15 protein-coding genes are annotated in these 16,890 nt (G+C 70.5%); 3 read left to right on the top strand and 12 right to left on the bottom strand.

Annotation, left to right across the window (positions count from 1 at the left end; translation table 11 throughout):
- Window positions 1-26: 26 nt before the first annotated feature.
- The 3 genes from HNR07_RS27215 to HNR07_RS27205 all read left to right on the top strand — a co-directional run bounded on the left by HNR07_RS27215 (window position 27) and on the right by HNR07_RS27205 (window position 3,371).
- Entirely contained in the window at window positions 27-1,229 is a 1,203-nt protein-coding gene (locus HNR07_RS27215; protein ID WP_184367835.1) for an RNA-guided endonuclease InsQ/TnpB family protein, read from the top strand.
- 262 nt (window positions 1,230-1,491) lie between these two features.
- Window positions 1,492-2,667, top strand: a complete 1,176-nt coding sequence (locus HNR07_RS27210; RefSeq protein WP_184367832.1) for a sensor histidine kinase — start codon at window positions 1,492-1,494, stop codon at window positions 2,665-2,667.
- Window positions 2,664-3,371, top strand: a complete 708-nt coding sequence (locus tag HNR07_RS27205; RefSeq protein ID WP_184367830.1) for a response regulator transcription factor — start codon at window positions 2,664-2,666, stop codon at window positions 3,369-3,371. The genes HNR07_RS27210 and HNR07_RS27205 overlap by 4 nt, the downstream gene beginning before the upstream one ends.
- A gap of 199 nt (window positions 3,372-3,570) precedes the next feature.
- On the opposite strand, the gene HNR07_RS27200 is transcribed toward HNR07_RS27205, so the two are convergent.
- The 12 genes from HNR07_RS27200 to narJ form a co-directional block, all read right to left on the bottom strand.
- On the bottom strand, window positions 3,571-5,331 hold the full coding sequence (locus HNR07_RS27200; RefSeq protein ID WP_184367827.1) for a serine/threonine-protein kinase: 1,761 nt from the start codon (window positions 5,329-5,331) through the stop codon (window positions 3,571-3,573).
- Window positions 5,332-5,634: 303 nt separating this feature from the next.
- Entirely contained in the window at window positions 5,635-6,732 is a 1,098-nt protein-coding gene (locus HNR07_RS27195; RefSeq protein ID WP_184367824.1) for a cytochrome P450 family protein, read from the bottom strand.
- Window positions 6,729-8,015, bottom strand: coding sequence for a cytochrome P450 (locus HNR07_RS27190; RefSeq protein WP_184372746.1), 1,287 nt, complete (start codon window positions 8,013-8,015; stop codon window positions 6,729-6,731). The genes HNR07_RS27195 and HNR07_RS27190 overlap by 4 nt, the downstream gene beginning before the upstream one ends.
- A 261-nt stretch (window positions 8,016-8,276) precedes the next feature.
- Window positions 8,277-10,565, bottom strand: a complete 2,289-nt coding sequence (locus tag HNR07_RS27185) for a heavy metal translocating P-type ATPase (RefSeq protein WP_184367821.1) — start codon at window positions 10,563-10,565, stop codon at window positions 8,277-8,279.
- Between the two features lie 17 nt (window positions 10,566-10,582).
- On the bottom strand, window positions 10,583-10,780 hold the full coding sequence (locus tag HNR07_RS27180) for a hypothetical protein (RefSeq protein WP_184367818.1): 198 nt from the start codon (window positions 10,778-10,780) through the stop codon (window positions 10,583-10,585).
- Window position 10,781: 1 nt separating this feature from the next.
- Window positions 10,782-10,991, bottom strand: a complete 210-nt coding sequence (locus HNR07_RS27175) for a heavy-metal-associated domain-containing protein (protein WP_184367815.1) — start codon at window positions 10,989-10,991, stop codon at window positions 10,782-10,784.
- 395 nt (window positions 10,992-11,386) lie between these two features.
- On the bottom strand, window positions 11,387-11,986 hold the full coding sequence (locus HNR07_RS27170) for a GNAT family N-acetyltransferase (protein WP_184367812.1): 600 nt from the start codon (window positions 11,984-11,986) through the stop codon (window positions 11,387-11,389).
- Between the two features lie 251 nt (window positions 11,987-12,237).
- Window positions 12,238-13,737 carry an alanine/glycine:cation symporter family protein gene (locus HNR07_RS27165; protein ID WP_184367809.1) on the bottom strand — a complete coding sequence of 500 codons (1,500 nt, stop codon included), beginning with the start codon at window positions 13,735-13,737 and terminating at the stop codon, window positions 12,238-12,240.
- 127 nt (window positions 13,738-13,864) lie between these two features.
- The gene (locus HNR07_RS27160) at window positions 13,865-14,152 is read right to left on the bottom strand and encodes a GNAT family N-acetyltransferase (RefSeq protein WP_184367806.1); all 288 of its coding nucleotides are present in this window, start codon (window positions 14,150-14,152) and stop codon (window positions 13,865-13,867) included.
- Between the two features lie 162 nt (window positions 14,153-14,314).
- Window positions 14,315-15,253 (bottom strand): DUF5996 family protein, encoded by a 939-nt coding sequence (locus tag HNR07_RS27155; protein WP_184367802.1) that lies wholly within the window; start codon window positions 15,251-15,253, stop codon window positions 14,315-14,317.
- Window positions 15,254-15,306: 53 nt separating this feature from the next.
- Entirely contained in the window at window positions 15,307-16,068 is a 762-nt protein-coding gene (narI, locus tag HNR07_RS27150) for a respiratory nitrate reductase subunit gamma (protein WP_221318950.1), read from the bottom strand.
- Window positions 16,065-16,880 carry a nitrate reductase molybdenum cofactor assembly chaperone gene (narJ, locus tag HNR07_RS27145; RefSeq protein WP_221318949.1) on the bottom strand — a complete coding sequence of 272 codons (816 nt, stop codon included), beginning with the start codon at window positions 16,878-16,880 and terminating at the stop codon, window positions 16,065-16,067. Before narJ ends, narI begins: the two co-directional genes overlap by 4 nt.
- Window positions 16,881-16,890: the final 10 nt, after the last annotated feature.

Below are 16,890 nucleotides of genomic sequence, written 5' to 3'. Positions count from 1 at the left end.
TCGTAGGCAGGTGTGAGGGTGCTGGTGTGCAGTTGAGATACACCTACCGCTTCTACCCGGACCGGGGCCAGCGCGCCGCGCTGGCCCGTCTGTTCGGGTGCGTGCGCGTGGTGTTCAACGACGCCCTGGCACGCCAAAAGCCCCTCAAGGCCTCGAACAAGCTGCTCGGTTCCCCCAAGAAGCGTGTGGCGGAGGGCCCCTACCAGCGGGTGCCCAAGAACCCGGACCTGTCGCGGGAGCTGATAACCCGAGCGAAACAGACCCCGGAGCGGGAATGGTTGGGTCAGGTGTCGGCGGTCCCGCTCCAACAGGTGTTGCGGGACCTGGACAAGGCGTGGGCGGCGCACGAAGACTCCAAGACCGGGAAGCGTCAAGGGCCCAAGGTGGGGGCACCACGGTTCAAGTCGCGGCGTGACCGCACCCAGTCGGCGCGCTTCACCGCCAACGCCCGTTGGAAGATCACTGACGCGGGGAAGCTGTCTCTGCCCAGGATCGGTGAGGTCAAGGTCAACTGGTCGCGGGAGCTGCCCTCGGCCCCTTCGTCGGTCACCGTGATCAAGGACGCGGCTGATCGGTACTTCGCCTCGTTCGTGGTCGAAACGAACGCTTCAGAGGTACTGCCCGAAACCACACCCGAGGTCGGGATCGATCTGGGCCTGTCGCACTTCGCGGTCCTGTCCGATGGCACCAAGGTCGCCAACCCGCGATTCCTGCGCCGCGCCGAACGCAAACTGAAGAAGGCCCAACGCGCCCTGTCCCGCAAGACCAAGGGCTCCAACAACCGGAACAAGGCCCGCCTTAAGGTAGCCCGCGTCCACATGCGGGTGGCCGACGCCCGCAAGGACTTTCACCACCAGCTGTCCACCACGATCATCCGCGAGAACCAAGCGGTATATGTGGAGGACCTGTGTGTGAAGGGCCTGGGGCGTAGCAGGCTGGCCAAGAGTGTGCACGACGCCGGGTGGTCGGCGTTCGTGCACATGCTGGAGTACAAAGCCACCAGGTACGGGCGCTTCTTCGCCAAGGTGGACCGATTCCTGGCCTCCTCACAGACCTGCTCACAGTGCTGGGCGGTGGATGGCCCCAAGCCGTTGCACGTGCGCCAGTGGACCTGCACGGCGTGTGAAACCCTTCATGATCGGGACGTGAACGCGTCCCGCATCGTCCTGGCGGCCGGACGGGCCGACAGGGAAAACGCCTGCGGAGGGACCGTAAGACCAGCCGCCTGAGGCTGGCAGGACTCGATGAAACAGGAACCAGCACGCGCCGTGAGGCGCGAGCACCGACCCGCCTGTGAGGGCGGGCCAGAATCCCCGTCATTCACGACGAGGAGGACGTCAACTACTCCCGCGCGCGGAACGGCCGCGAAACGGCGCATCGGCCCGCCCTCAGTTCCACGGATCCGACCAAAGTACTCAATCCCCTGTCGTTGGTATCCGGTTCCGGTCCGGGTGCTCCTCCCGCGCGGTGTCCGCTCGTAGACTCCGAGCGATGAACGAGACGACCCCATCCCACCAGCGCTACCGCCGCAGCGTGCGCGACTGGGTCGTGGACTCGTCGATGTTCCTGATCGCCCTGGGGTTCGGGCTGCTCGGCACGGTCACCTTCCCCGGGGAACCGCCACCGCCGCCCAAGCCCGAACTGTTCACGGTCACCGAGTACCTGGTCGCGCTGGGCGGCTGCACCGCCCTGTGGTGGCGCCGCCGGTGGCCGGTACAGATCGCGGTGGTACTGACCCTGCTCTCCGCGTTCTTCCCTCTGGTGGGCGGGGCGATGCTCGCCGCCCTGTTCTCACTGTGCGTGCACCGTCCGCCCAAGGTGGGGCTCACGGTACTGGCACTGGGTGTCCTCGCCTCCTACGTCAACCTTCTGCTCCACCCCGCCGAGCACGGCGCGCCCTTCCTGGTGATGTTCCTGCTGAGCACGGTCCTGCTGGGCGCGGTCGCCGGGTGGGGCATCTCCGTCCAGCACCGTCGCCAGCTGTACGCGTCGCTGCGGGAACGGGCCGTGCACGCCGAGGCCGAGGCCCAGCTGCGCGCCGAGCACGCCCAGCACCGGGTGCGCGAGTCCATCGCCCGCGAGATCCACGACGTCCTCGGCCACCGGCTGTCCCTGCTCAGCGTGCACGCGGGCGCCCTGGAGTACCGTCCGGACGCCTCACCCGAGGAGGTCGGCCGGTCCGCGAAGGTGATCCGGGAGAGCGCCCACCAGGCGCTCCAGGACCTGCGCGAGGTGATCGGGGTGCTGCGCGCCCCCGTGGGCGAGCTTCCGCAGCCGACCATGGCCGACCTCGCGCAGCTGGTCGAGGAGGCCGGTGACGCGGGCGCGGGGGTGGAGTTCGTCGAGGAGTACACGGGCGCCGTCCCGGAGCGGACCGGCCGCACCGCCTACCGGATCGTCCAGGAGGCGCTGACCAACGCCCGCAAGCACGCGCCCGGGGCCCGCACCTCGGTGCGCGTCTCCGGCTCCCCGGGCCGGGGGCTGAACGTGGACGTGCTCAACGGGCCCGCCACCCGTGCCGCGGAGCCCCCCGCCAGCGGCCCCGGGAACGGCCAGGGCCTGGTCGGGCTCACCGAACGCGTCTCCCTCGCCTCCGGCCGCCTGGAGTACGGCCGGACCGCCGATGGTGGCTGGAGCCTGTCGGCGTGGCTACCGTGGCCCTCATGAGCGAAGCGGAGCGGGACACCGGGCAGGGCGCGGAGCGGCGGATCGGCGTGCTGATCGTCGACGACGACGCCCTGGTGCGGGTCGGCCTGGTGATGATGATGGGCGGCGCACCGGACGTGCGCGTGCTGGCCGAGGCCGAGGACGGCGGCGCGGTCCTGGACCTGGTCGAGCGGCACTCGCCCGACGTCGTCCTGATGGACATCCGGATGCCCACGGTGGACGGGCTGACCGCCACCGAGAGGCTGCGCGCCCTGCCCGACCCGCCGGAGGTGCTGGTGCTCACCACCTTCGACGCCGACGAACACGTGCTGCGCGCCCTGCGGGCGGGGGCGGCCGGGTTCCTGCTCAAGGACACCCCGCCGGAGGAGATCGTGGAATCGGTCCGGCGGGTGGCGCGGGGTTTCCCCGTCCTGTCCCCCGCCGTGACCCGGCGGCTGATGGACCGGGTCGCCCACGCGGACCACGGTGAGCGCGCGGGCCGGGCCCGCGACCGGCTGTCCGTGCTGAACGCCCGGGAGACCGAGGTGGCGGTGGCGGTAGGCCAGGGCCGCTCCAACGCGGACATCGCCGCGCGGCTGTTCCTGAGCGTGCCGACCGTCAAGACCCACGTGTCCAGCATCCTGACCAAGCTGGACCTCAACAACAGGGTGCAGGTCGCCCTGCTGGTGCACGACGCGAACCTCCTGGACGAGGCGCAGGGCTGACCCGCCCGGTCTCCCGGACGCGCCGGACCCCCGCTCAGCGCCCTGACCGTCCCTGGGCGGGGGCGGCCGGTTTCGGCCCCTCCTTCCAGCGTGATCTTGCTACCAGGGGCGAGTTCGGCGCCGAACTCGCCCCTGGTAGCAAGATCACCGGGGGCCTGCCCGGGTTCCGGACACCTCCACCCGCACGCGACCCCTGAACCTAGTCGGCGGGTTCGAAGGACTCCGCCATACGGTCGAGGAGGTCGTGGTTGTAGTCCTGGTCCTCACCGCTCACCAGGAACAGCGCGTACCCGATGTTCTCGGTGTGGAAGCCGCGGTTGATGGCGTGCATCTCGCCGTTGCGGCCGCTGAAGGTGAACTCCCAGTCGGCGGCGCTGACGTAGTCGTCGGCCCACTCGGCGTCCACGTCCTCGATCCCGATCAGCGAGTAACCGGAGAAGTTCTGGCGGCCGGTCGGCTCGAAGTCGCGCCAGTCGTCACCGGCGTCGTCGTTCGGGTTGGAGGTCTGGTCCACCAGCAGGTAGCCGCCGTCCGGGTTGCGGAAGTAGACCATGTGGCTCTGCCGGTCGATCTCCCAGTCCCTGGGGACGTCCACGGCGAAACCGCTGGAGTCCTCGTGGCGGACGAGGAAGTCCCACCGGTCGTCCTCGTCGTCCTCCGCTTCCTCCTCCGGATCCTCCTCTTCGGAGGCGTCCTCGCCGCCCCCGGCTCCGGCCTCGGCCTCGCCGCCCTCCGCCGGTTCCTCCTCTTCGGTACCGCCGGCGGCGGGCTGCTCCTCACTGGAGCCGGCCAGCCCGGCGTCGGGGTCGCCCGGGCGGTTCATGCTGACGAACAGCGTGGTCGCGGCGGCGGCGACCAGCAGGACGAACACGGCCGCGATGACCATGAGCGTGCGCTTGCGGGAGGCCGCCGCGTCCTCGCGGGTGTGCCGGGGGACGTCGACGGGCGGCGGGACGGCCCCGGTCGCGGACCGGGCGGCGGCCGGAGCCGACTCGGCGGCGCTCACCGCGCGGTCCACCGTGCCTTGGTCGGTGACCTTGTTCCAGTCCGGTTCGGCCGCCGGGTCGGCGGGTTCCAGCGCGGGTTCGGCCGGGGCGAGGGCGGGTGCGACCGCGGTGGCGGACGCCCCGCCCGAGTCCCGGATCTCCCGCAGCAGGGTGCGCACCTCGAGCACGCTCGGGCGGTCCTCGGGGCGCTTCTCGGTGAGGGCTTCCAGGACCGGACGGAGCGCGCCCGCGTTGGGGGTCTCCGGCAGCTCCTGGGTGACGATGGCGGTCAGCGTGGCCATCGGGGTGGGCCGGTCGAAGGGCAGTCCGCCCTCCACCGCCTGGTAGAGGGTGATACCGAGCGCCCACATGTCGGAGGCGGACGTGGCCGAGTGGCCGTGCGCGATCTCCGGCGCCAGGTAGCTCGGCGAGCCGATCAGCAGCCCGGTACTGGTCAGGTGGGTGGACCCGTCCAGGTGGGCGATACCGAAGTCGGTGAGGACCGCACGGTCGTTCCCCGCGATGAGCACGTTGCCCGGCTTGATGTCGCGGTGCACGATGCCCCGGTCGTGCGCCTCGGCCAGACCGGCGGCCATCTGCTCACCGATGTTGGCGGCGCGCCGGACGTCCAGGACGCCAGCGTCCTTGATGATGTCGCCGAGGGAGGGTCCGCGCACCAGCTCCATCACGATCCACGGGCGCCCGTCCTCCTCGGCCACGTCGAACACCGTGATGATGGCCGGGTGGCTGAGCTGGGCGGCGCTGCGGGCCTCGCGGATCATGCGGGTGCGCAGGACGTCGACCTCGTGCGGAGGCAGGTTCGGCGGCGTGGTGAGTTCCTTGACCGCGACCGTCCGGCCCAGCAGGGTGTCCGTGCCCCGCCAGACCCGGCCCATACCGCCCGCGCCGATGATCTCGTCCAGGCGGTACCGGTTGACCAGGATGCGGCCGGGGTCGGCTTCCGAACTGTTCATGTGTGCGCGCAATCCTCTTCGGGGAAGGGGGCCTTCCGTAGCAGGAGGGCAGGCTAGTGGAGGGGGGACGGCACAGGGGCCGACACCGGGGGTGGGGGCAGGGTCGAAGGGCGGGGGTCGTGGGGGACCCTGCTGAGTCTAAGAGCCCGGGCCCGTTCTTTGGTGCTCCCGCGGAGGTGCCAACCGTGTTCCCGGGAGTCGACAGACCCGCCCAAAACCCCCCTGAAAAGCGAAGATCCCGTCACGGGCCACCGAAGCGACCCGTGACGGGATCCGCAGATCCGGGCGTGTCCCGAAGCGTGCTCAGCGCAGGCGGACCGGGAGGGCCTCGACACCGTTGGAGATGATCGAGGGTGCCGGGACCAGCTCCTCGTCGGCCACCGCCACCTCCAGCTTGGGGAAGCGCTCGAACAGGCGCGGCATGACCTCGTTCATCTCCATGCGGGCCAGGCTCGCCCCCAGGCAGTAGTGCCGCCCGTGGGAGAAGGCCAGGTGGGAGCTGTCCTCGCGGGTGATGTCGAACTCCTCGGCGGTGGGACCGTGGTGCGCCTCGTCCCGGCTGGCGGAGCCGTAGCCCAGCAGGAGCGGCTCACCCTTGGGGATGGGGACCCCCGCCAGCTCCATGTCCTCGGTCGTGTAGCGCATGGGCACGTACTGGCCGGGCGGGTCCCAGCGCAGCACCTCCTCGATGGCCTTGGACCACTCCACCTTGCCCTCCATGACCAGCTCCAGCTGGTCGCGGTGGCGGGTGAGCGCGCGCACGGCGTTGGAGATGAGGTTCATCGTGGTCTCGTAGCCGGCGCTGATGAACAGCACCAGGTTCCAGATGAGCTCGTCCTCGGTGAGCTTGTCCTCCTCGTCACGGGCGGCGATGAGGGCGGTGGTGAGGTCGTCGCCGGGCTCGGCGCGCTTGGCCGCCACCAGCTCGGTGAGCACGCCCCACAGCTCGAAGAAGGTCGCCATCGCCTGCTCGGGCGTGATGCTCTGGTCGAAGAAGACGCCGACCGGGCCGTGCAGCTTGGGCCGGGTCTGCTCGTCCACCCCGAACAGGTCGCTGATCACGGTGAGCGGCAGCGGTTGGGAGACGATGGCGCGCAGGTCCACGACCCCGTCCTCGCTGGCCTCGGCCGCCCGCTCCAGGGCGTCCAGGAGCGACTCGACGATGGCGACGACGCTCCCGCGCAGCAGCTCGACGCGGCGCGGGGTGAACGCCTTGGAGACCAGGCGGCGCAGCCTGCTGTGGTCCTCGCCGTCCCTGGACAGCATGTTCTCGTTGATGATCCAGGAGATCAGCGGCCAGTCCGCCGGGATCTCACCGTTGTTGAAGGCCGTCCAGTACTTCTTGTTCTTCTGGATGCGCGGGTCGGCCAGGGCCTGGGTGACGGCCTCGTGGGTGGTCACGACCCACGCATCAACCTCACCAGGAAGTTCGACAGGGACGACAGGGGCGATTTTCCTGAGGTGGGTGCTCTGCGCACGGAGGTTTCCGGGTGCGAGTCGGACGCGGTCCAAGGGGTTCCTTCCACCGGTGTGGGGGTCAAAGGGCTCTGTGGGGAGAACTGCACGGGAAGGGTCACGGGGATCCAGGACAGGGCGGACAGGTGCCAGCGGAGGTCCTCCGGCGGCACCGCCACCCGGAGCCCGGGAAGGCGTTCGAGGAGGGTGCGCAGCGCGACGATGGTCATCGTGGTGGCCTCCTCGCGCGCGGGGCACCGGTGCGGACCGGCGCCCCAGGCCACGTGGGCCCGGTTGCGCGACTCCGCGAGCTGCTCCGCGTTCTCCTCCAGGAAGAAGCGGTTGGACGCGGCGAAGCCGAGCAGGATGGGCGAACCCGCCTCGATGGTGCGGCCGCCGCCCAGCGGCACGTCCACGCGGGGGTAGAGGACGGGGTAGTTGGTGATCGGCGGGTCCTGCCACAGGACCCGGTCGACGATGTCGGCGAGCGCCGTCGGGGAGGGCGCCCGGCCCTCCGCGACGTTCGGGTCGGCCAGTACCTCCCGCACGCCCGCGTTGATGAGGTTGGCGGTCGGCTCGTTGGCGGCGGCGACCACCAGCAGGAGCTGCATGATCACCTCCTCGTCCGACAGCGCGGCGCGGTGCTGGATCAGCCGGGTGGTGACGTCGTCGCCGGGCTCTCGGTGCTTGGCGGTGACCACCTCGGACAGGGCCCGCTCGGCCTCGGCGTTGGACTTCTCCGCGTCGACGCCGAGCCACAGGTTGCGCATGGCCTCGACGAAGCGCACCCCCTGGTCGCGGTCGAAGCCGAACAGCTCGTTGATGACGAGCAGCGGGAGCATGCGGGCGTACTCGTTGAGGACGTCGGCCTGGCCCCGCTCGCAGAACTCGTCGATGAGACCGTTCGCGTAGCGCTCGGTCACCTCGGTCAGCCGGTCGGAGCCGACCGCGCCGAGGCTGTCGGTGATCGCCCGGCGGTAGCGCTGGTGCTCGGCGCCGTCGACGAAGAGCGCGTTGGCCCGGGGCGCCATCATGGGCAGGACGGCGGCGTCAGCGTCGATCCGGCCCTCCCGGAAGTCCTTCCACAGGCGCGCGTCGTGCCCGAACGTGGTGGTGTCCCGGGACCAGGAGATGAGGGTGGTGTAGTCGGTGACCAGCCAGCCGTGTACCCCGGGCTCGAGCTCCACCGGGATCACCGGGCCGTGTTCGGCGCGCATCCGCGCGTACACGTCATAGGGATCCGCCTGGGGTTCGTCGTGGTGCAGCTTGGCGCGGGGGCATCCAGATGTCACGAGGGCCTCGGGGGTTCGGGGTACGGGCTGCGGGGTCGTCCTCATGGCTGTTCCCGGCGCGCGGGCACCGGTGGGGGTACGGGCACGAAACACGGACGGACCGCGTGGTTCGACACGAAATCCCACGGGGTGGGGTTCCGCGCAAACCCTAGCGGCCCGTCCGCACCAAAAGCGAGACCTGGGTCACTCTACGTGGCGTTATGTGACGATCTGGCCGGTTCCGGTCAGCGGGCGGAAACGGCGCAGCCGCTGGCTGTTGCTCACCACGAAGACGCTCGACAGGGCCATCGCCGCACCGGCCAGCATCGGGTTGAGCAGGCCCATCGCGGCCAGCGGCAGGGCCGCGGTGTTGTAGGCGAAGGCCCAGAACAGGTTGCCCTTGATGGTGCCGAGCGTGCGCCGGGACAGCCGGACCGCGTCTGCGGCCGCCCGCAGGTCGCCCCTGACCAGGGTCAGGTCGCTGGCCTCGATGGCCACGTCGGTGCCGGTCCCCATGGACAGCCCCAGGTCGGCCTGGGCGAGCGCCGCGGCGTCGTTGACCCCGTCGCCGACCATCGCCACCGTGCGGCCCTCGGACTGCAGCCGGGTGACCACGTCGACCTTCTCCTTGGGCAGGACCTCGGCGATGACCTCCTCGATGCCCACCTCCGCGGCGACCGCACGGGCCACCGCCTCGTTGTCACCGGTCAGCAGGATCGGGGTCAGCCCCAGGTCGCGGAACTGGCGCACGGCCTCGGCGCTGGTCGGCTTGACGGTGTCGGCCACCACGAGCACCCCGCGGGCCCGGCCGTCCCAGCCCACCGCGACCGCGGTGGACCCCTCGGACGCGGCCGACTCCATGGCCCGGACCAGTTCCTCGGGGATTTCCTGCGACCGCTCCGCCAGCAGCGCGGCCCGGCCCACCAGCACGGCGTGGCCGTCCACGACGCCCTGGACGCCCCGGCCCTCGATGTTGACGAAGTGCTCCGGTACCGGCAGGTCGCCGACCCGCACCGCGGCCCCCGTGGCGACGGCGCGGGCGATGGGGTGCTCGGAGGCGTTCTCCAGGGCGCCCGCCAGCCGCAGGACCTGTTCGGCGTCCTCGCCCCCGGCGGCGGTGACGCCGGTCAGCGCCATCTTGCCGGTGGTGACGGTGCCGGTCTTGTCCAGCACGACGGTGTCCACCCGCCGGGTGCTCTCCAGCACCTCGGGGCCCTTGATCAGGATGCCGAGCTGGGCGCCGCGCCCGGTGCCCACCATCAGTGCCATCGGGGTGGCCAGGCCCAGGGCGCAGGGGCAGGCGATGATCAGCACGGCCACGGCCGCGGTGAAGGCGGCCCCGACCGGGTCGCCGGTGCCGAGCCAGAAGCCCAGGGCGCCGACCGCGATCATGATGGCGACCGGGACGAACACCCCCGAGACCCGGTCGGCCAGCCGCTGCACGGCGGCCTTGCCGTTCTGCGCGTCCTCGACCAGGCGCGCCATCTGTGCGAGCTGGGTGTCCGAACCCACCCGGGAGGCGCGCACGACGAGGCGACCACCCGCGTTGACGGTGGCGCCGACCACGGCGGAGCCGGCCGCGACCTCGACCGGTACGGACTCGCCGGTGAGCATGCTCATGTCGACGGCGGAGGTGCCCTCCTCGACGGTGCCGTCGGTGGCGATCTTCTCCCCCGGGCGGACCACGAAGCGGTCGCCGACCGCCAGCCGGTCCACCGGGACCAGCTCCTCACGGGCGGCGGGCCCCTCGCCCCGCAGCACGGCGACCTCCTTGGCGCCCATCTCCAGCAGCGCGCGCAGGGCGGCCCCGGCGCGGCGCTTGGAGCGCGCCTCGAAGAACTTGCCGAGCAGGATGAAGGAGGTGACGCCCGCCGCGACCTCCAGGTAGATGTTGGCCGAGCCGTCGGTGCGGGTGATGGTGAACTCGAAGGGGTGGGTCATGCCCGGCGTCCCGGCGGTGCCGAGGAAGAGGGCGTAGAGGGACCACAGGAAGGCCGAGGTGACACCCAGGGAGACGAGGGTGTCCATGGTGGCGGTGCCGAGCTTGAGGTTCTTCCACGCGGCGACGTGGAAGGGCAGCGCGCCCCAGACCACGACCGGCGCGGCCAGGGCGAGGGAGGCCCACTGCCAGTAGGTGAACTGCAGGGCCGGGATCATCGCCATCGCGATGACCGGCGCGGACAGCAGCATGGAGACCAGCGCGCGGTGCCACAGCGCCTGGGTGGGGTCGGCCGCCTCGGCCGCCTCGGGGTCGGCCTCCGGCTCGGCCTCGGGCACCGTGGCGGTGTAGCCCGCCTTCTCCACCTGGGCGACCAGGTCCTCGACCGGGGCCGCCGGGCCGTCGAAGGTGACCCGGGCCTTCTCGGTCGCGAAGTTGACGGTGGCGGTGACCCCGTCCATCTTGTTGAGGCGTTTCTCCACCCGGTTGGCACAGGCCGCGCAGGTCATCCCGCCGATGGCCAGTTCTACCGGCTCCACCGCGGCGGCCGCCGTCTTGCTACTACTCATATGCCGCTCCAGGGTGGCTAGTGCTGGTCGCCGTCGGCGCCGTCGTCGTCGGCGTCGTGGTCCTGTTCGTCCGGTCCCGGGAGCTCGACGCTCTCGGTGTGCCCCTCGGGCCTCTCCGGCAGAACGGGGCCGACCAGGTTGCCGACCCCGAACGCCGCGACGAACACGACCACGAGACCCACGGCGTAGAGCGCGAGTTTCGTGGTCACCCCCATGTCAGCCCGCCACCTCGTACCCGGCCTCGTCGATCGCCGCGCGCACGGCCGAGTCGTCGATCCGGCCCTCACCGGTGACGGTGACCTTCTTGTTCTCCAGGTCGACCTTCACGTCGGTGACGCCGTTGACCCCGCTGACCTCCTCGGTAACCGAGTTGACGCAGTGCCCGCAGCTCATGCCCTCGACGGTGTAGACGGCGGTGCTGGCCATTCCTGCCTCCTGGTGCGTACTTCCGCGCTGACTCGCGGACTTGTCTCCAACGGAGCTCAATATACCCCCCTGGGGTATCCGTCTGTCAAACGACCGCGGCGCTCCGCCCCGGAACGCGCTCGCCACGCTACCCCAGGGGGGTACCAAGGGGGAGCAAAACCCCCGCCAGAACAGGACAGCACCGCCCGCCACGGTGATCCGGACACAGCGGCCGAAAACGACAACAGGGGCCCGCGCACCGCGACGCGGGACCCCTTGGATCATCGGACGCCCCGGGCCCGTCGCCACGGCGACACGCCACGGGAACCGGGGAAAGTCCGGAGGGATATACCCTCCCCCCGTTTGGGGACCGCTCCCACGGCAGGGGCGGGGAGTGGCGGGAAACCGACGGGGGACTACTCGTTCTTGAGCTCCAACCGGGCCACCACCCGCTCGCTCAGATGGTGCCCCTCCAGCGTGAACCCGGCCCGGCGGAACATCTCCACCGTCCCGGTGTAGACCTCGGCGCTGGGCGCGCGGCCGCCCGCCGTGTCCACGGGGTAGGCCTCCAGGACCCGGGCCCCGCCCGCACGCGCGTACTCGATCGCACCGTCCAACAGGCGGCTTCCCACCCCGCGCCTACGCCTGCGCGGCGGCAGCCAGAAGCACACCAGGGACCACACCCCGGGCTCGTCGGGATCGGCCGGCCGCAGCGTCCGCGAGCGGGACAGTCGGATGAAGTCCTCCCGCGGCGCCACGGACACCCACCCGCAGGGGCCGTCCTCGTCGTAGGCGAGCAATCCCGGCACGCGCCCGTCCAGGGTCAGTCGACGCAGCTCCTCCTTGTTGTCCAGACCGCGCGTGGAACGATCGCACGAGATACTCGCCGTGTGGTCCTTGGCGCGTCTGCGGAAGAACGTGCACCAGCAGTGCCCGTACGCTCCGGTCGGTCCGAACAGGTTCTCCAGGTCATACCACCGCTCGGCGGTGGCGGGCTCGATTGAGACGATGGACATCGGACTCCCTCGCGAGGCACAACTCTGGCCGCCACAACTGTGATGCAGCACACTAGCGATGATCCGCGGTGACCGAAAGAACACGGATACCTGAAAGCTCCTACTGTTAGGGATTTGTGTGCTTCTTCGGGTGAACCAAATGCTGCCGGAGCCGTCGGGGCACCCGGACAGCAGCGCGGGGCGCGCCCGGACCGGACGCGCCCCACACCCTGCACCTGTCTACTTCTTCTCGCTTCCTCGGAGGACCCCGGTCAGGAGGAGACCCGGCCCTTCTCCTTCGGCTCGGCCTCCTCCCGGGGCTCCCAGCACTCCACCCCGCGCAGATCAGGCATCCGGTCCCGGGTGAACACCGGGTCGATGCCCTGGCGCCGCTGCTCGTTGTAGTCCTTGAGCAGGCGGAAGGCGATTACCGCGAGCGGCGTGATCGCCACCAGGTTGACCAGGGCCATCAGTCCCATGGTGGTGTCCGCGAGGGTCCAGACCAGGTCGATCGAGCCCAGGGCGCCGAGGAAGGTCGCCGTCAGGAACAGGATCTTGTACACGAACATGGCGTTCGCGCTGCCGGTCAGGTACTCCAGGTTGGACTCGCCGTAGTAGTAGTTGCCGAGCACCGACGTGAACGCGACCAGGACGATGATCAGGGTCATCAGGTGCAGCGCCCACGGACCCATGACGGCGGTCATCGCGTGCTGCGTCAGGTCGGGCTCACGGGTACCGTCCAGCGTGCCCTGGTATCCGAGCAGGATGACGAACGCGGTGATCGAGCAGATGACCAGGGTGTCGAAGTACACGCCCAGGCTCTGTACCAACCCCTGCTTGACCGGGTGGCTGACCGAGGCGCTGGCCGCGGCGACCGGGGCCGATCCCAGACCCGCCTCGTTGGAGAACATGCCCCGGCGCACACCCTGGATGATCACCATCGCCAGACCGGCGGCGGCGAACTCACGGATACCGAACGCGTGCTGAATGATCAGCGCGAACATGCCCGGGATCTGGTCGTAGTTCACGACCATGACGAACAGGCCCAGCAGGACGTAGACCAGCGCGAAGGACGGGATGAGTGCCTGGGCGGTGTTGGCGATCCGCCGGACGCCGCCGAAGATCACCAGTGCCGTGACCAGGACCAGGGCCAGGCCGACCACGACCGGAAGCACCCAGCCCGGGGTCGCGGCGACCTGGTCGACCGAGTTGCCGACCGCACCGACGATGGTGTTGCTCTGCACGGCGTTGAAGACCATCGCGAAGGTCGCGAGGATGGTGATCGAGAACAGGACGCCGGCCCATCGGGCACCCAGCCCCCGTTCCATGTAGTACGACGGGCCGCCCCGGTATCCCGTCTTGTCCCGCACCTTGTAGAGCTGGGCGAGGGTCGACTCGATGAAACTGGCCGCGCCGACGACCAGCGCCATCGCCCACATCCAGAAGACCGCGCCGGGTCCGCCGAGGGAGATCGCCACGGCGACACCGATGATGTTTCCGGTGCCCACGCGTGCGGCCGCGGAGATCATGAAGGCCTGGATGGAGGAGACCGCCCTCTTCCCGTCCGGAGCGATCTCCGGCTTGCTCCCCAGGACCCGGAACATCTCGGGGATCATCCGGAACTGGACGCCGCCCGAGCCGATGGTGAAGTACAGGCTGACCAGTACCAACAGGGGTATCAGGATCCAGGCCCAGAAGATCTCATTGTTGAAGAAGGCGATGGCGTCGGTGATCCGCGCATCGAGTGTGGGGGCTGCGTCAGCGACTGACAAGGGGTGGGGCTCCTTTGCTCCTGAAAAAGACAACCGACATCCCATGCCCACATAGTGGGACAGAACACTTTTCAGGCACGCAACGTGGCCGGATAGTGATGTTCCCGTTAGGCCTCCACCACCGGGCTCAGCCCGCGTGGACCAGGTCCGCGTAGTCCGGGTTGCGCTCCAGGAAGGCCTGGGCGAACGGGCAGATCGGCACGACCTTCAGGCCGCGCTCCCGGACCTGGTCCAGGGACCGGCGCATGAGCTCACTGGCCACGCCCTTGCCCTCGAAGGAGGACTCCACCTCCACGTGCGGAAGGGCCAGAACCCCCTCGGCGATCAGGTGGTAGGCGGAGAAACCGATCACCGTCCCGTCCGCGCTCACCTCGTACCGCGACCGCTCCGGAACGTCGACGACGGACAACTCCATTGCCACTCCCCCGCTTCGTGCGTGTCACACGCACGTGGTGTGCGCGTGGTGGGCCCCACAGGATGTCATGTTCCCGCTCAGGCCCCCCGCGCACACCCGGGTTCGCGCGGCTCCGGGTCCACCCGCCCGGAAAGGGGTGGGATCGACCCGGAGCGTTCCCCGTCAGCGGCCCGACTGGTGAGGGTCGGTGACCCCGCCCGGACAGGCCAGGGCGTCGATGTCCCAGCCGAGCTCACCCGCTCCGGCCCGGTAGGCGCTCTCGAAGAACGCCAGGACGGCCGCCCGCGGATCCGGCTGCTTGCGCGCGTCGGCGTACCGCAGCAGCGCCAGGTGCCCGTGCCCGCTGGGCACCCACTCCGCGGCCGCCGGACTGAGCGGCTGCTCCGTGAGCCTCTCCGGTTCCGGCGCGGCGTAGGCGTAGAAGCAGGGTTCGGGGATGGTGTCGTCGCCGAACCAGAACCCGAAGCTGACCGCCTCGCGCGAGTAGGCCTCGCGCACCAGACCGCCCGCCGCCTCCGGCTGGTCGACCGGGTGCGAAGAGAAGCGGGTGAGGGCGAGGTCGAACGTGTGCCAGAAGTGGTGCACCGGGCTGGTCTTGCCGGAGAAACCGGCCGCGAACTCCTCCAGCACCAGGTTCACCTGGCTCAGCACCTGCCAGTACCTCGTGGCGTGCTCGGGCACGTAGGTGGCGTGCTCCCGGTCGTCCGCGAAAGGACGGTCGGCGTCCGGCAGGTCGAAGGGATGGGCCACAGGGATGCTGCCGTCCACCCCCAGACTGTCCAGCGCCGACTGGAACTGGAGGTAGAACGAGGAGACGCTGTGCCCCTGGAGCGGGAAGCACGCCGTGTGCCCCTGCAGGTTGGACGCGACCAGCTGGTGCCGGACGAAGTCGAAGTCCACCGTGAAGACCGGGTTGCCGTCCACCAACCCCATCGGACGGGAGGTGATCCCGCTGCCGGTCAGGTGGAAGGGCACGTTCCACCAGTGGTTGCGGCGCGGGCTGTGGGCCAGCCGGACCTTGCCGACGATCTGCTCGAAGCGGTGCACGGTCTGTTTGGTGTCGTACCACTCGTCGAGCGGAAACGCTGGGAACAGCTCCATGGCGACGGTTCTCCTTGTGGGATCTCGCGGCGGTCGGGGCCGACCCGGCCGGGTCACCAGCCCCGGCGCGCGGCCCGCTGCGACTGCCCGGCGGCGGCCGGGTGCGGGTCACGCGTGCGGTAGACGACGTAGGGACGGAACAGGTAGCCGATCGGCGCGCTGAAGGCGTGCACGAGCCGGGTGAACGGCAGTAGGGCGAACAGCGCCAGGCCCACCAGCGCGTGCAGTTTGTAGGGAGCCTCCGCGGCGGCCATCGCGGTGATGTCGGGCTGCAGGATCCAGATGGACCGGAACCACGGCGACACCGTCTCCCGGTAGTCACCGGTGTGTCCGCCCGCGAGCTCCACACCAGCGAAGTAGACGGTCATTCCCAGACCGGTCACGATCGCCAGCACCAGGACCAGGTACATCAGCTTGTCGTTGCGGGTGGTGGCGCTGAACACCGGACCGGTGGTGCGCCTGCGCCAGACCAGCAGGACGATCCCGGTCAGCGTGCACACCCCCGCCACGATCCCCATCGACAGCGCCGACACGTGGTAGAGCGTGTCGGAGACCCCCAGCGCCCGTGTCCAGGTGTCGGGAACCAGCAGGCCCACCACGTGGCCGACGATCACCACCAGCAGACCGAAGTGGAAGAGCGGGCTGCCGATCCGCAGCAGCCGGGACTCGTACAGCTCCGAGGAGCGGGTGGTCCAGCCGAACCGGTCGTAGCGGTAGCGCCACACCAGCCCGCCCACCACGAGCACCAGCACCGCGTAGGGCAGTACGCCCCACAGCAGGAGGTCCACCGGCCCGTAGCCTCCCGCCCCGGTCAACGCGGTCTCCCGGTGATGTCGGTCAGCGGCAGCGGGACGCGCGGCCGCGCACCGTAGGGTTCCATGCCCACGTCCTCCGCGGGCGGCCCCTCCTGGGCCAGGCGGCGCACCCGCTCCTCGTCCGCGCGGCGGGGCGCCGGCAGGGTGTACCGGACCGCGTCGACGACCCGCGCGTAGGGCGTACCGTGCTCCCCCAGGGAGCGGGACAGCAGGTCCAGCCCCGGGCGGAAGTTCACCAGCAGCTCCTGCCCGGCCTCGGCGTCGCCCCGGGCGGCGAACTCCAGCACGACCGCCAGGTGGTCGGACAGCTCACGCGCGGACACCCGCCACCCGGCCTCGGCGTAGACCCGTTTGACCTCGGCCAGCGCGTGGCCGCGGCGACGGGTGTCGCCGTCGGTGTAGTAGGTCATGTGCAGCGCCCGGCGGCGGCGCAGGTCGAACACCTCCACGTAGTGCTCGGCCAGGGCCAGCTCGGGCGTGGTGGAGGCGTGCTCGCAGAACTCCAGCAGGTCGGTTCGGGCCTGGCTCCTGGGCAGTTCCGCCGCGGCGCGCGCGGCCAGCGGCAGCCTCTCGAAGAAGACCTCGTCCGGGTAGCCGAGCAGGACCGAGGACGCCTGGTGGATCACCGCCCTGGTGTGGGCCCGGCGCGCGGCCCGGCCCGCGCCGAGCCACCCGGCTCCGCTCCGGGTGTCCGGGTTCCGGTCGTCCTGGCTCGGGATCGCCGGGCGCGGGACGACCGGGCGCGTGCCGTCAGCGCCGCTGGCGCCCTCGCCGCCGGCGCCGTCGTTCGTACCGTTGGTGGTGCTGCTCATGTTCGACCCC

Source organism: Nocardiopsis metallicus (assembly GCF_014201115.1).
GTDB classification, from domain to species: domain Bacteria; phylum Actinomycetota; class Actinomycetes; order Streptosporangiales; family Streptosporangiaceae; genus Nocardiopsis; species Nocardiopsis metallicus.
Note: the sequence above shows the minus strand (reverse complement) of the source record. Positions and strands in the feature narration are given on the sequence as shown.